Genomic DNA, 14,671 nt, shown 5'->3' on the forward strand with positions numbered 1-14,671 from the left:
GTGTAGCGACCCCGATCAAGACAGGCCGCTACGCGCGTGGCCCGCCGGCCACGTAGATCACCTGGCCGGACACGAACCCCGCTCCCTCACTGACCAGGAAGGATACGGTGTTCGCCACGTCTTCGGGACGGCCCGCCCGGCCGACCGGGATCTGGCCGGTCGCCGCCTTCTCGAAGTCGGCGAAGTCGACACCCATCCGGGCGGCGGTCGCGGCGGTCATGTCCGTCACGATGAAGCCCGGCGCGACCGAGTTCGCCGTGATGCCGAACCGGCCGAGCTCGATGGCCAGCGTCTTGGTGAAGCCCTGGATGCCGGCCTTGGCCGCCGCGTAGTTCGCCTGACCCCGGTTGCCCAGCGCGGACGTGCTGGACAGGCTGACGATACGCCCCCAACCGGCGTCGACCATGTGTTTCTGCACCGCCCGGCTGAACAGGAACGCGCCGCGCAGGTGGACCGCCATGACGGTCTCCCAGTCGTCGTCGGTCATCTTGAACAGCAGGTTGTCGCGCAGCACGCCGGCGTTGTTGACCAGCACGGTCGGCGGGCCGAGCTCGGCCGCGACCCGCTCGACGGCCGCCGTGACCTGCCCCGGGTCCGACACGTCGGCGCCGACGGCGAGGGCGGTGCCGCCCGCGTCGTGGATCTCCGTGACGGTGTTCGCGCACGCGCCCTCGTCGAGGTCGACGACCGCCACGGCCAGGCCGTCGGCGGCGAGCTTGCGGGCGGTCGCCTCGCCGATGCCGCGTGCGGCTCCGGTGACGATCGCTACCCGACTCGGCTGGGTCATTCATGGCCTCCCGCAGGTGTGGTGATCGGCCGACTCTAGCCCAGTTGTTACCGGCGGGTTCACACCTTGCGGCGCAGCCGGATCCAGCGGTAGCCGTACCCCTTCACCGGCAGGGCGTCGAGCTTGCCCGGGTCGGGGTAGTCGCTGTCGGCGAGCACGTCGTTCGGGAACTCGGCCTCCGGCTCCAGCGTGTGCAGATCCACCACGCCGTCGTCCGGGCCGAGGTTGTGGAGGAAGACCATGGTTCCCGTACGGTCGTCCGCGCGGTGCACCAGCACACCCGGGGGCGCCGGGATGTCGATGTGTGTGCAGGTGCCGCTGCCCACCTCGGGAGCCTCCCGCAGGGTACGGATCATCCGCTCGAACCAGGACAGCAGCGACGCCGGGTCGTGCCGCTGGAGGGTCACGTTGACCTGCTCGTAGCCGTACTCCGGGTCGGAGATCACCGGGCGGACCAGGTCCTTCGGGTCCGCCGTGGAGAAGCCGCCGTTGGGCAGGCCGGACCACTGCATCGGCGTACGGATGGCGTTGCGCCCGTCCTGCGCGAGGTCGTCGCCCATGCCGATCTCCTCGCCGTAGCGCAGCACCGGCGTGCCGCGCAGGCTGAACTGCAGCGCGTACGCCAGCTCGACCCGCCGCCGGTCGCCGCCGAGCATCGGGGCGAGCCGGCGCCGGATGCCCCGGCCGTACAGCTGCATGTTCTCGTCCGGGCCGAACTCGGCGAAGACGTCCTTGCGCTGCTCGGCGGTGAGCCGGGAGAGGTCCACCTCGTCGTGGTTGCGCAGGAAGGTGGCCCACTGGCCGCCGTCGGGCAGCGCCGGCGTCTCGCGCAGCGCCTCGATGATCGGCTCGGGGTTGCGCCGGGCCAGCGCCAGCATCAGCCGCCCGTTGAGCATGAAGTCGAAGAGCATGTGGATGCGGTTGGACGAGCCGCCGTCGTCGCCGAAGAAGTGCTTGAGCTCGGCCGGTTCCACGTTCGCCTCGGCGAGCAGCACGGCGTCGCCCTTGCGCCACTGGATGTGCTGCCGCAGGTCGCTGAGGAACTCCAGGTTCTTGGGCGAGTTCGGGTTGCCCGGCTCGGTCTCCTCGATGATGAACGGCACGGCGTCCATCCGGAACCCGGCGACGCCCAGCTGGAGCCAGAACGCGCAGATCTTCTTGATCTCCTCGCGGACGCGCGGGTTCTTGATGTTGAGGTCCGGCTGGAACTTGTAGAACCGGTGGTAGTACCACTGCTTCGCGGTCCGGTCGTAGGTCCACGTCTCGTCCTGCTCGCCGGGGAAGACCATGCCCTGATGGCGGTCCGCCGGCGCGGTCTCGGACCAGACGTACCAGTCCCGGTACGGCGAGTCCGGCGAGGACCGCGCCGATTGGAACCACGGGTGCTTGTCGGACGTGTGGTTGACCACCAGGTCGATGATCACCTTGATGCCCCGGTTGCCCGCCTGGTGCAGCAGCTCGGCGAAGTCCCCGAGGGTGCCGAAGCGCGGGTCGACGTTGTAGAAGTCCTCGACGTCGTAGCCGTCGTCGCGGTCCGGGGACGGGTGGATGGGGTTGAGCCACAGGCAGGTCACGCCCAGCCGGGCCAGATAGTCGAGCCGCCCGATCAGCCCGCGGATGTCGCCGACACCGTCGCCGTCGCTGTCGGCGTACACGTCGATGTCGAGGCAGTAGATGACGGCTTTCTCATACCACCGGTCGCTCATGCTCCTCTACATGACCGGGGCGGCGTCGCAGGAAACGTCGCGCCCACTTCACGGGACGGACCTTCTCGAGCGCCAGGAAGCTCGCCAGCGCCGCGAGGTGCGGCGCGAACGAGATCGTGATGGTGGCGAAGGTGACCAGGTGGAACGAGTAGAAGAACGCCACCGCCCGGTTCCGCCACCGCTCGTTGAGCGCGAATATGACCGGGCTGCCCAGCTCGAACGCCATGATCCCGAACTGGGCCAGGATGAGCAGGTACGGCACGCCGGCGATCAGGTCGGCCAGGTCGGTGCCGCGCCGCACGATCGCCCGGGCCAGGACCGAGCTGGTCACCCAGTCGAGCCCGCCGAAGCGCAGCTTCGCCCACGCCGCCAGGAAATACGTGCACACGACCGCGATCTGGGTGACCCGCAGCGCCCAGCCGCCGGCCTCGGACCGGGTGGCATCGCCGTGCCGCGCACGCCCCGCGGTGGGCAGGGCCGCGAGCGCCACGAGCAGCCCGATCCGGTCGTGGTCGACCTTCCCGTAGCTCATCGCGATGACCATCCACTCGAAGTAGAGCGCGAAGACGGTCCAGCCGAGCAGCCGCGGCGCACGCCCCGAGGCGGCCACCAGCGCCACCGCCAGGAGCAGCCAGAAGATGGTGTGCACGAGCAGCGGGGTGGGCGTCGGCAGGTGCAGCAGGCGGCCCACCCGCAGCGGCTCGTAGAGGTCGCCGGGGGTGGAGGCGTGGTGGCGTACCCACGGCGTGAAAACGACCAGGTCGGCGGCGACGAAGAGGTAGATCAGGGTCCGGAAGGCCGCGATCCGCCCGCGCGGCACCGCCTCGGTCAGCCAGGCGGCGATCCGGCTCACGGCGCCGCCGTCCAGGTGGCGACGACCTCGTCGTGGCTGCTCCCGGTCGGCCGGGAGTCCTCGATCCCGGCCCAGCGGATCACGATCCGGACGGTGGTCAGCGGCGCGGCGCCGGGGCTCTTCTCGCCGTACGCGACGGCGATCTGCCGCAACCGGCCCGGATCGTCGACGTACGCCTGCTGCTGCCCCTCGATCTCGGCCCGGCGCAGCCCGCTGTTCGCCTCGGTCAGCACGATCGTCCGCCCGCCGGTGTCGACGCCTTCCACCCGGGTGTCCGGCGCATCGGCGTCCGGGCCCGGCGCGGTGGAATACATCCGGAACGGCCCGAACGGGAAGTCGTCGTCCTGACCCCAGAAGGTGCCGAGGAGCAGCAGCACGGCGCCGAGGGCGGTGACCGCCACCCGGACCGCCCGCCCCCGGGAGCTCAACGTGTCCATCGTCCAGGGAACCTACCGCCGCCGCGCCACCAGGACTAATCCGACTTTCCGTCGACCCGGGTCACCGCCACCGACACCCGGACCTTGTCGCGCAGGAAGACGACGCCCAGCACGCTCAGTGCCGCCGCCAGCGGCAGCCCGGCCAGGAAGAGCACCTGGGCGAGGATCAGCGGCCAGGTGACCTCGGCGACCCGGCCCACGTCCAGGGCGTCGGCAAAGAGCTGCTGAGCCACCGGCAGCGCGACGACGGCCGCGAGCAGGGCGACGAGCTTGTGGCGTACGCCGGCCCGCACCCGGCGGATCCCGATCAGCACGACGAGGGCCAGCACCGCGTGGTACAGGTCGCCGCCCGTGCCGGACTGCAGCCGGTAGGGCAGCGCGCCGACCGGCACGGCAAGGGCGAGCCCTCCGACGACGGCCAGGACGCCGAGCCCGCCGAGGATCTCGGACGGCGGGCGGGCCCGGCGCGCGAGAAAGATCAGGGTCGCGGTCAGCGCGGCGAGGACCAGCAGCCAGCCCATCCCGACCCAGCGCCACTCGTCGCCCCACGACGCCAGCGCACCGAGCTCCACCACCACGGCGACCGCCGCCAGGGCAGCGCCCGTGCGCCGCAGCCCGGCGAGCAGAACGGCCACCACCAGGGCCCAGGCGGCGGCGCGCGCGAGCACGTCGGCCAGCAGCGCGTACGTGACCGCGGTGTCGTTCTGGAACCACACGTTCATCAGGCCGCCGGCGGCCCGGCGGCCCGCGACCACCGCGAGCACGAGGGCGCTGAGCAGGCCGGCGACGGCGGCGGCCTCGCGCCATCCGGCGTCCCGCAGGCCCGCGACCCCGCGCCGCACCCGGGCGGTGAGGCCGGACCGCAGCAGGTCGGTGGCCTCGGCGACGGTGGGTCGCCGGCGGTCGGGGGCCGCGCCCGCCATGAGGACGCCGAGCATCTCGTCCTCGTACGCGAGCCGGTGCTCGTACGGATAGACCGCGAGCAGCCGCCGGTAGTAGGTCTCCAGCCGTTGGCTCATGCGAGGGAACCTCCGAGGTCGTGGCGGGCGCGCAGCCGGCCGTCGGCAAGCGTGGCCTGTCTGCGCAACCGGGCCGACTCGTCGGCCAGCCGCCGCTCCCCCAGCCCGGTGAGCCGGTAGTAGCGCCGCAGCCGGGACTGCACCACCTCTTCCCGGTCGACTTCGATCAGACCCTCGGTGCGCAGCCGGTCGAGCGCGGCGTAGAGCGTGCCGGCGCGCAGCCGGACCCGCCCCTCGGTCATCTTCGCCACGTCCTCGATGACGGCGTATCCGTGCTGGGGAGTGGCTGCGAGGGCGGTGAGCACGAGGAAGGTCGGCTCCCGCATCGGTACGTCGGTCACGCGGAGGACCATATACCGATGACAGGTATATACGCCAGACGGTTCGTACTGTTGATGCCGGGTACCTGGATCCGACCCCTCACGAAGGAGTGCCGATGAGCGACCCGTACGTCCTGGCGGCCGAGAGCGACCTCGGCGGGCTCACCGGGCTGACCGGCTGGGTCGCGTCCGTGATCGATGCGCTCGGCGAGGTGGGCGTGGGCCTGCTCGTCGCGCTGGAGAACCTGATACCGCCGATCCCGAGCGAGATCGTGCTGTCCATGGCGGGCTTCCTCGCCCACCAGGGCCGGGTCAACCTCGTCCTGGTCACCGTCGCGGCCACGATCGGCTCGGTGGTGGGTGCGCTGGCGCTCTACTGGCTCGGGTACGCCCTGGGCGAGGACCGGCTGCGCCGCTGGCTCGACCGCATCCCGCTGGTGGACTCCGACGACCTGAACACCGCGGACCGGTGGTTCGAGCGGCACGCCCGGGGAGCCGTGCTGTTCGGCCGCATGGCGCCCGTGGTGCGCAGCGTCATCTCGATCCCGGCCGGCGCCAACCACATGCCGCTCGGCCAGTTCACCCTCTTCACCACGATCGGCAGCGGGGTGTGGAACTGCATCTTCGTCGGCGCCGGGTACGGCCTCGGCACCCGCTGGCAGGACGTCGAGCGGTACAGCAACTGGATCAACTACGGGGTGTGGGCGCTGATCGTCCTGGCCGTCGCCCACTGGGTCGTCAAGAAGGTCCGTAAACGCCGCCGCGCGGCCGCGGATCGGTGAGATCCACGGCCGCGCGGGCGTCCCTGAGGAGGGTCAGAAGGCCGCACTGATCTTGGTGAACTCCCAGTCGGCCTGCGAGATGCCGGAGCAGTGGGAGACCACGCCGCCGCCGGGGCAGGCCCGGTCGCGGTTGACCGACCAGAAGGTGAACCGGGCGAAGCCCTTGCTGCTGGCGTATTCGCGGATCCGGCTCCAGGTCTGCGGCGTGGTCAGCTCCGACTGGTCGGAGAGGCCGTTCATGCCGGAGATGCCCATGCGCGAGTACGCCTGCGCGTCGCTGTACCCGAAGGTGCTCTTGAGCAGGTTCTTCAGGCCCTCGGAGGCGCCGACCGTGCTGGCGTACATGTCGGCGCCGCCGCTGAAGTCGAACGGCATCTGGGTGAAGATGTCGATGTTGGCGTTGAGCGCCTTGGCCTGCTGCACGAGCCGGGTGCCGAAGTAGTTCGGCCCGGTCGTCGACGTGCCGAAGGTGAGGATCGTCTTCACGTTCGGGTTCTTCTGCTTGACGATCTTCAGCGCGTTGAGGATCCGGTCCTGGACGACCGTGTTCTCGAACTCGTCGGAGTTCTCGATGTCGATGTCGATCGCCTTCAGCCCGAAGGTGTCGATGATCTTCTGGTACGCCCCCGCGAGCGCCTCCGGCGTCGAGCAGTTCGGGCCGAGCTTGTTACCGCTCCAGCCGCCGATCGACGGGACCACGCTGCCGCCGTTCGCCTTGATCGCGTTGATCGTGCTCTCGTGCGCGCCGCCGGTCAGGCCGCCCTCGCCGTCCCACACCGGGTTGCAGCCGTTGGCCAGCACGAACGCGATGGTGAACGCCTTGATGCCGGTGGCGTTCATGACGGTCGACACCGCCGGCGGGTTGCCCCAGCCCGGGTAGAGGTACGGCGCGGACGCCATCTTGCCGCCCGGCGTCGTCGGGTCGGTCGGCACCGGGGTCGTCGGGTCGGGGTTGCCGACGCCGCCGCAGGCGCCGTTGTCCGCCCACACGTCCCACTGGCCGCTGTGCGTGGCCGGGCTCTCGTTCTGCGTCCACCACTTGGCGGTGTAGTTGTGGCCGTTCTGCGACGCGGTCATGTCCTTGGTGTAGACCGCGCTCGAGCTCCACGCCGGGACGCAGGCCACGGCGGCGTTGGAGGCGGTCATCGGGACGACGGCGATGGCGGTGCCGGTCATCGCCACGGCGAGCGCGGCGAGGTACCTCATCCTGAACTTCTGCATGGGGATCTTCTCCGTCAGGGAAGGGCGTGGACGTGGGGGGAGACGGCGTTGGCCCATCCGTTGCCGGCGGTGACGTCCCAGTTGATCGACCAGGTCATCGCGCCGCGGAGGCCGGGGTACGTGCGCGGCGGCCGGAAGGAGCCGCAGTTGGTGCCGCGGGCCAGGCAGTCCAGGGCCTGGTTGACCACCGACGGCGACACGTAGCCGCCGCCCGCCGCGCTGGTCGTCGCCGGCAGGCCGATGGCGACCTGGTCGGGGCGCAGGCCGGCCTCGAGCTGGATGCAGGTGAGGGCGACGATGAAGTTCACCGTGCCCTGCCCGTACGCGGCGTTGTTGTCGCAGCCGAGCATCGCGCCGGAGTTGTAGAACTGGGTGTGGACGACCGTCAGGATGTCCTTGATGTCGAGCGCGAGCTTGAAGTACGAGCCCGCCGGGTTCTGCATGTCGATCGTCTGCGGCGCCATGGTGATCAGCAGGCTCGAGCCCACCTTGGCGCGCAGGCTGCGCAGGGCCTGGGCCATGTAGGTCGGGTTGAGGCCGTTCTCGAGGTCGATGTCGACGCCGTCGAAGCCGTACGACTGCATCAGCGAGTAGACCGAGTTGGCGAAGTTCGTCGCCGCGGCCGAGTCGTTGACCGCGACCGAGCCGCGCTCACCGCCGACCGAGAGGACGACCCGCTTGCCGCGCGAGTGCAGCGTGGCGACGTCGGCCTTGAACTGCGCGTCGGTGTATCCGCCGACGCTCGCCGACAGCCCGGGGTCGACGGCGAAGGTGACCGCACCCGGCGTGCCGGTCGCGTCGGCGAAGGCCACCGCGATCAGGTCGTACGTGCCGGGCACGGCGGCGAGCTTGATCTCGTTCGCCGGGTTGTCGAAGTTCTGCCAGTAGCCGGTGACGAAGTGCTTCGGCAGCGAGCCGGTCGGCGGGGTGGTCGGGGGCGTCGAGGGCGGGGTGCTGGGGGGCGTCGAGGGCGGGGTGGTCGGCGGGGTGGTCGGCGTCGTCGTGCCGCCGCAGGCCCCGTTGTCGGCCCACACGTCCCACTGGCCGCTGTGCGTGGCCGGGCTCTCGTTCTGCGTCCACCATTTCGCGGTGTAGTTGTGGCCGGACTGTGAGGCGGTCATGTCCTTGGTGTAGACCGCCGAGGAGCTCCAGGCCGGAGCGCACGCGACCGCGGCGCTGGCCGTCGAGCCGAGGTAGACGGCGGAGCCGGTGGCGGCCAGGACGGCCGCCGCGGCGAGTATCAGGGATCGGCGCATGGGGGTGGGCCTTCCACGGGGAGCACTGGGGGTGGGGCAATTATTAGGAGTGTTAACAGAGGAAGTAAAGGCATCAGTGAACTTAACTTTCAGTTAAGTGCGAGGGCCGGGAGCGCCGGTCGCGCCCCCGGCCCTTTCGCGTACGTATTGAAGAAAGTCGCTACCTGCGGAACTGCCGATTGCTCAGCGGCGCAGCACCAGCTGTTCCAGGGCGGACCACGCCGTCGAGGTCACGAGGTAGAGGCCGACCGCGAGGGGCAGCCACGCCACCGCCGCGACGCCCAGGTACGGCACCCACCCGGCGATCCGCGCGATCGGGGAGCCGGGCGGCATCGACCGCCGCGTCCGCCGCGACGTCCACCACGCCAGCAGCCCGGCGACCAGCAGCAGGACGGCGAAGACGGGCAGGCCGGCGGCCAGGTGCGCGGTCAGCGGCACGCCGAACAGCTGCCCGGCCAGCAGGCCGGTCGGCTCGCCCGGTCCGGGCCGTACGAGATGGAACATGAGGATGAAGAACGGCGCCTGAGCGAGAGCCGGCAGCAACGCCACAAACGGACCGGCGCCGATCCCGCCCGGCGCGCCCGGGTCGGGGCCGCCTCGGGCGGCGGCGAGCGTGCCCGGCCCGGCGGCCTTGCGGGCGGTGCGGATCTGGAGCCAGGTGAGCGGGCTGATCAGGAGGCGGACGGCGGCGGTGAACAGGACGATGGCCAGGGCGGCGGCGAGCGTGCCGGTGGCCGGGGTCAGGAGGGTGGCGAGACCCTCGAGGGCCGAGTGCGCGATTTCGATGGACATGGGCGTACCCCTGCGGTCCGGAGGAGATGGGAACGCGGAGGTGGACGCGCGCTATCCGCGAGCGACCACCGGGGACGCCGCGGGGGCCCGGGGCCGCGGGCGGCCGGCGGCGGCGGGGTCGAGAAGGCGGGGCACGGCGCGGGCGCGCCAGCGATGACCGCGGGCGGCCACACCGGCGGCGACCCGCGCGGCCGGAGCCGGCAGGCCCGCCGTGACGAGCGTCGCGATCAGCGCCGTGGCGAGCAGGGCCGCCGCGACCAGGGCCGGACCGAGCAGCAGCTGCGCGGACGGGGTCGCGGGGCCCGGCTGGGCGACAAGGACCCAGAACCCCAGCAACAGCACGGAATTCACGCTACGCCTGGGAGGCAAGGATCGTTTTCCGGAGAACCGCGGAGGGTAACTTGCGGCGCATGGCGACAGCGGACACCGCGGCGGAGACGACCACCATCCCCGGCGACATGGCCGAGCGGGCAGCGTCCGAGGGGCTGCTCACCCTCGGCGTGGAAGAGGAATACCTGCTCGTCGACGCGGTGGAACCGCGCGCGGTCGAGGCCGTCGAGGAGATGTTCGACCACCTCGGCGAGGACGTCCGCGACGCCGTGCAGCACGAGTTCATGCGGAGCCAGATCGAGACGGCCAGCCCGCCGCAGCTGGAGCTCGGCGGCCTCTTCGACGCCCTGCGGCGGCAGCGCACCGGGCTCGCCGCGGCGGCGGAGGCGGCCGGCTGCCGGGTGGTGGCGGTCGGTGCCGCGCCCGCGGCCGGCCCGGTGACCCGCGTCGTCGACACGCCGCGATACCACCGGATGCGGGAACGGTTCGGCGACCTCTCCCCCGGCGCCGGCCTCAACGGCACGCACGTGCACGTCAGCGTCCCGGACCCGGAGACCGGCGTGCAGGTGCTCAACTTCCTGCGCCCGTGGCTGCCGATCCTGCAGGCCGCGACCGCCAACTCGCCCTTCTTCGGCGGGCGCGACACCACGTACGCGAGCTGGCGGTCGATGCTGTGGGAACGCTGGCCCACGGTCGGGCCGACGCCGTACCTGGAGTCGTACGAGCACTACGGGACGCTGATCGCCGACCTGCTGGCGAGCGGGGCGATGCTCGACGAAGGAATGCTCTACTGGTACGCCCGCCTCTCCGCGAACTACCCCACGGTCGAGATCCGGATGGGCGACGTCTGCCCGTCCCTCGACGACACGGTGCTGCTGGCCGCCCTCACCCGCGCCCTGGTCGGGACGATCATGGGTGACCTCCACGACGGCAAGCGGGCGCCGGACGTACCGCACTCGCTGCTGCGGGCCGCGCACTGGCGGGCCGCCCACGACGGCCTCGAGGGCGCCAACATCGACATGGCCACCCGGGAGCAGCGCCCGGCCTGGCGCCTGCTCCGCCAGCTGTTCGATTACGTACGCCCGGAGCTCGACCGCCACGGCGACCTCGAACTCGCCACGGTCCTCATGGACCGGCTCCGCTCGCACGGCACCGGCGCGGCGCGGCAGCGCGCGCTGTTGTCGCAGCGCGGCGAGATCTCCGACGTCGTCGACTGGCTCGCCCGCAGCACCGCGGGCGCGGCGTGAAACTCGTCGTCATCGGCGGGGACGCCGCCGGCATGTCCGCGGCGTCCCAGGCCCGCAAGCGGCGCGGGCCGGACGACCTCGAGATCGTCGCGTTCGAGCGCGGGCATTTCACGTCGTACTCGGCCTGCGGGATCCCGTACTGGATCGGCGGGGCGGTGACCGGCCGGGACGCCCTGGTGGCGCGCACGCCGGCCGAGTTCGCCGAGGCCGGGATCGCCGTACGGCTGCGGCACGAGGTGGTGGCGATCGACCTGGACCGGCGCGAGGTGACCGCGCGGGACCTGGACGGCGGCGGCGAGCGCCGGGAGGGCTTCGACGAGCTCGTGTACGCGGCCGGCGCCGTGCCGGTCACGCCGGACTGGGCCCGCGTCGACGCGGGCGGGGTCTTCGGCGTCCAGACGCTCGACGACGGCGAGGCCATCCACGCCTGGCTCGACGGCGAGCCCCGGCCGCGCCGCGCGGTGGTGATCGGCGGCGGCTACGTCGGGGTCGAGATGGCGGAGGCGATGGTCCGGCGCGGGGTCGAGGTGACGCTGCTGGAGCGGTCGCCGCAGCCGATGTCCACGGTGGATCCGGACATGGGCGAGCGCGTGCACCGGGCCATCCGCGGGCTCGGCATCGAGGTGCGCACGAACACCCTGGTGCAGGGCCTGGAGACGGCGGGTGGCCGGGTCACCGCGGTGGTCACCCCGGACGGCACGCTGCCGGCCGACATCGTGGTGCTGGGTCTGGGCGTACGCCCGAACACGGCGCTCGCCACGGAGTCGGGCATCCCGGTGGGGGTGACCGGCGGCCTGCGTACCGACCTGCAGATGCGGGTGGTGGGGCCGGCGGGCCGGATCGACGGGCTCTGGGCGGCCGGCGACTGCGTGCAGACCGTGCACCGGATCAGCGGGCAGCCGGTGCACGTGCCCCTGGGGACGCACGCCAACAAGCAGGGCCGGGTGGCGGGCATCAACCTCGGCGGCGGCTACGCGACGTTCCCGGGGGTCATCGGTACGGCGGTGACGAAGGTCTGCGAGCTGGAGGTCGCGCGTACCGGCCTGACCGCGAAGGAGGCGACGGCGTCGGGGTTCGAGTTCGTGACCGCCTCCGTCGAGTCGACCAGCCGGGCCGGCTACTACCCCGGCGCCGGCACGATGGTGGTCAAACTCGTCGCGGAGCGCCGTACGGGAGTGCTCCTGGGCGCCCAGATCGTCGGCCGGGAGGAAGCCGCCAAGCGGATCGACTCCCTGGCGATCGCGGTCTGGAACCGGATGACGGTCGAGGAGATGACCGCGCTCGACCTCGGTTACGCGCCGCCGTTCGCGCCGGTCTGGGATCCGGTGCTGATCGCCGCGCGCAAGGCGACGGACGAGGTACACGCCTCGCGCTGACCCGTTCGGGAGCACGCGTCCGAACTGTCTTCATCATTCCGTCGACCGCGCACCGCATCGACCTGCACTGATTACTTTCGGCCACTCGATGATCACGAATGCGGTATCGTTTTTGATCTTGCGGCACGGTAGGCATGACGAATGCCGCCGCAACCACCCAAACGTCCGGGGCCGGAGACGGGGCCACGCCATGCCGCCCGGCCCGCGACGACCGGCCGGTCCGACGCGCTGACCGGCGGCACCGGCGGCTTCCCGCACCTCGGCGTCCTGGAGGGCGAGACCTCGCTGGGGCGGCACCGGCGCCCCGAGTCGCTGGCCGACGTCACGGTGCTCCGCCCGCCGCCGGCCGGACGCGTCGCCGGCGGCCGGCGTACCGCCCTGGACCTCACTCCCCGGTCGCGGTCGCATTCCGCGCGCGCCTCGCGCGCCCGTTCCTCCTCCGCTCCCAGCTCGTCCGCTTCTCGTGACAATGCCGCCGGCCGGCCGGCGCGGGGACGGCACGCCAAGCCCGCCGATCAGCTCGCCATCACCGTGCGCCCCCTGCCGGCCGTGCGCGAGGCCGCCGGCGCGGTCCGCGAGTGGGCCCTGGCCGACGGCGCCAAGCGGCCGGCCACCGGCGCCCACCGCGCCCCGGGCACCCTGCCCCTCGAGTCGTGGCTGCTCATCGGCCGGCACCGCCAGCAGGCGCTGCTCGCCGCGCTGGTCGCGGTCGGCCTGATGCTCGTGGTCCTGCCCATGCGCCAGGGCGGCAACCAGGACATCAACGCCGTCAACGCGGCGGACCGCGCCATCGTCACCACCGCCCCGGCCCCGGCGGAGAAGCCCGAGAAGAACGACGTCCCGGCCGCCCCGGCCGGCCAGAAGGCGCCCAAGAACCCGCCGGCGTCCGGTCAGCCCGACGGCCGCCCCGAGGGCCAGAAGCCACCGGCGAGCGCGCCCGCCGCGCCGGCCGGCTCGGCGAAACCGGCCGTCCTGGTTCCCGAGGGCAGCGGACCGGCGCGGTCGCTGCGCACCACCGGCACGTCCGCCGTGGCCCTCACCTTCGACGACGGCCCCGATCCGGTGCAGACGCCGAAGATCCTGGCCCTCCTCGAGGAGAACCAGGTCAAGGCCACGTTCTGCATGGTCGGCGTCCAGGTGCAGCGGCACCCCGACATCGTCCGGAAGATCGCCGAGGCCGGGCACACGCTCTGCAACCACACCTGGGACCACAGCCTCACCATCGGCAAGGACAAGCCCGAGCGGATCCGGCGCGACCTGGCCCGCACCAACGACGCCATCCGGGCGGCGGTCCCCGGCGCGCGCGTCCCGTTCTTCCGCGCGCCGGGCGGCAACTTCACCGACCGCTTGGTCGAGACCGCGTACGCGGACGGCATGACCTCCCTCTACTGGGAGGTCGACCCGCGCGACTGGGAGCACGCCGAGCACGAGGACGACGCCACGCACGTGGAGAAGGTCGTCAAGGGCGTCCGCGACCACGTGCGGCCGGGGGCCATCGTGCTGTCCCACGACTTCAACCAGCCGGACACGATCACGGCGTACGAGACGCTGCTGCCCTGGCTGCGCGACAGGTTCACGCTGGGCATGCCCACCGAGCCCGAGCCGCCGGCCGCCCCGCCGCCCGCCTCGGCGCCCGCCGCCGGCCCCCGTTGACCTGAGTCAGGCGCCGGGCTGACAGGTCGGGCACCAGTAGAGGTTGCGCCCCGCCAGGGGCCCGCGCAGCACCGCCGTGCCGCAGACCAGGCAGGGCTGGCCGGGGCGGCGGTAGACGTACACCTCGCCGCCGTGCCGGTCGACCCGGGGAGCCCGCTGCATCGCCTCCGGTGTGTGGGCGGTGTGCACGGTGTCGATGCGGCCGCGGAGCACGCCCTCCTTCATCAGCGCCCGGAGGTCCTCCCACATCTCCTGCCAGCACACCGGCGAGACGGCGCGGCCGGGCGTGGTGGGCGCGAGACCGGCCCGGAACAGCACCTCGTTCGCGTAGATCAGGCCACACCCGGCAACCACGCTCTGGTCCAGCAGGAGGGCGAACACCGGCTTGGTGCTGGCCGCGATGCGCGCGTACGCGAAAAGCGGGTCGGCGTCGTCCCGCAGCGGATCCTGGCCGAGCCGCGCGCGCAGCACCGACACCTGGCCGGGATCGAGCACCTCGCACGCGGTCGGCCCGCGCAGCTCGAGCCAGTGCCCGGCGCCCACCGTCCGCATCCGCACCTGGCCGACCGGCTCCGGCACGGGCACCGCCCCCTCGGCGAACTTGCCGTAGAGGCCGAGGTGGATGTGCACGGTCCGCTCGCCGTCGAAATGGTGCAGCAGATGCTTGCCGTACGCCTCGGTGTCCGCGAGCCGCCGGCCGCTGATCAGCGCCGCACCGGCGGCGAACCGGCCCTGCGGACTGTCGACGGCGACGACGTGCCCGGCGAAGAGCTCCCGGTGACGGGCGGCGAGCCGGTGAATGGTGTGTCCCTCTGGCACGGTGCGCAACGGTAGCCGATACGTCGATCGACTACCGTCGCGCGGCCGGGTGTTCCTGCGCTCGGTTCGGGTT

The 14,671-nt window shown here is 72.2% G+C and carries 15 protein-coding genes; 4 read left to right on the forward strand and 11 right to left on the reverse strand.

Annotated elements, in window-relative coordinates; translation table 11 throughout:
• Positions 1–28: 28 nt before the first annotated feature.
• The 6 genes from fabG to CLV70_RS08955 are packed head-to-tail and all read right to left on the reverse strand — an operon-like array spanning position 29 to position 5,143.
• A complete protein-coding gene (gene fabG, locus CLV70_RS08930; protein ID WP_106125914.1) occupies positions 29–787 on the reverse strand; it encodes a 3-oxoacyl-ACP reductase FabG in 759 nt (252 codons plus the stop codon).
• Between the two features lie 59 nt (positions 788–846).
• Positions 847–2,493: an alpha-amylase family protein gene (locus tag CLV70_RS08935; protein ID WP_106125915.1), complete on the reverse strand. Its 1,647-nt coding sequence runs from the start codon at positions 2,491–2,493 to the stop codon at positions 847–849.
• Entirely contained in the window at positions 2,474–3,337 is an 864-nt protein-coding gene (locus CLV70_RS08940; protein WP_106126080.1) for an HTTM domain-containing protein, read from the reverse strand. Before CLV70_RS08940 ends, CLV70_RS08935 begins: the two co-directional genes overlap by 20 nt.
• Before the next feature lie 5 nt (positions 3,338–3,342).
• A complete protein-coding gene (locus CLV70_RS08945; RefSeq protein WP_106125916.1) occupies positions 3,343–3,783 on the reverse strand; it encodes a hypothetical protein in 441 nt (146 codons plus the stop codon).
• 35 nt (positions 3,784–3,818) lie between these two features.
• The gene (locus tag CLV70_RS08950) at positions 3,819–4,802 is read right to left on the reverse strand and encodes a hypothetical protein (RefSeq protein ID WP_106125917.1); all 984 of its coding nucleotides are present in this window, start codon (positions 4,800–4,802) and stop codon (positions 3,819–3,821) included.
• A complete protein-coding gene (locus CLV70_RS08955) occupies positions 4,799–5,143 on the reverse strand; it encodes a PadR family transcriptional regulator (RefSeq protein ID WP_106126081.1) in 345 nt (114 codons plus the stop codon). The genes CLV70_RS08950 and CLV70_RS08955 overlap by 4 nt, the downstream gene beginning before the upstream one ends.
• A 95-nt stretch (positions 5,144–5,238) precedes the next feature.
• Between CLV70_RS08955 and CLV70_RS08960 the strand changes: the two genes are divergently transcribed.
• A complete protein-coding gene (locus tag CLV70_RS08960) occupies positions 5,239–5,904 on the forward strand; it encodes a DedA family protein (protein WP_106125918.1) in 666 nt (221 codons plus the stop codon).
• 33 nt (positions 5,905–5,937) lie between these two features.
• Here the strand turns inward: CLV70_RS08960 and CLV70_RS08965 are convergent, their stop codons facing one another.
• The 4 genes from CLV70_RS08965 to CLV70_RS08980 form a co-directional block, all read right to left on the reverse strand.
• On the reverse strand, positions 5,938–7,125 hold the full coding sequence (locus CLV70_RS08965; RefSeq protein WP_106125919.1) for a glycosyl hydrolase family 18 protein: 1,188 nt from the start codon (positions 7,123–7,125) through the stop codon (positions 5,938–5,940).
• A 14-nt stretch (positions 7,126–7,139) separates the two neighbouring features.
• A complete protein-coding gene (locus CLV70_RS08970; RefSeq protein WP_106125920.1) occupies positions 7,140–8,381 on the reverse strand; it encodes a chitinase in 1,242 nt (413 codons plus the stop codon).
• A gap of 183 nt (positions 8,382–8,564) precedes the next feature.
• Positions 8,565–9,173 carry a protein translocase component YidC gene (locus CLV70_RS08975; RefSeq protein ID WP_106125921.1) on the reverse strand — a complete coding sequence of 203 codons (609 nt, stop codon included), beginning with the start codon at positions 9,171–9,173 and terminating at the stop codon, positions 8,565–8,567.
• A gap of 51 nt (positions 9,174–9,224) precedes the next feature.
• Complete coding sequence (locus CLV70_RS08980) at positions 9,225–9,515, reverse strand: DUF6412 domain-containing protein (protein ID WP_106125922.1); 291 nt, start codon at positions 9,513–9,515, stop codon at positions 9,225–9,227.
• Between the two features lie 116 nt (positions 9,516–9,631).
• Here CLV70_RS08980 and CLV70_RS08985 point away from each other — a divergent pair, with 116 nt between their 5' ends.
• From CLV70_RS08985 to CLV70_RS40925, 3 genes are all read left to right on the forward strand, one after another.
• Positions 9,632–10,750 carry a carboxylate-amine ligase gene (locus CLV70_RS08985; protein WP_106126082.1) on the forward strand — a complete coding sequence of 373 codons (1,119 nt, stop codon included), beginning with the start codon at positions 9,632–9,634 and terminating at the stop codon, positions 10,748–10,750.
• Positions 10,747–12,126, forward strand: coding sequence for an FAD-dependent oxidoreductase (locus CLV70_RS08990; protein WP_106125923.1), 1,380 nt, complete (start codon positions 10,747–10,749; stop codon positions 12,124–12,126). Before CLV70_RS08985 ends, CLV70_RS08990 begins: the two co-directional genes overlap by 4 nt.
• A 141-nt stretch (positions 12,127–12,267) precedes the next feature.
• Positions 12,268–13,779, forward strand: coding sequence for a polysaccharide deacetylase family protein (locus CLV70_RS40925; protein ID WP_245908113.1), 1,512 nt, complete (start codon positions 12,268–12,270; stop codon positions 13,777–13,779).
• 6 nt (positions 13,780–13,785) lie between these two features.
• On the opposite strand, the gene CLV70_RS09000 is transcribed toward CLV70_RS40925, so the two are convergent.
• A complete protein-coding gene (locus CLV70_RS09000) occupies positions 13,786–14,598 on the reverse strand; it encodes an Fpg/Nei family DNA glycosylase (protein WP_106126084.1) in 813 nt (270 codons plus the stop codon).
• Positions 14,599–14,671 lie beyond the last annotated feature (73 nt).

It is taken from the genome of Pseudosporangium ferrugineum (assembly GCF_003002065.1).
In the GTDB taxonomy this organism is placed as follows: Bacteria; Actinomycetota; Actinomycetes; order Mycobacteriales; family Micromonosporaceae; genus Actinoplanes; species Actinoplanes ferrugineus_A.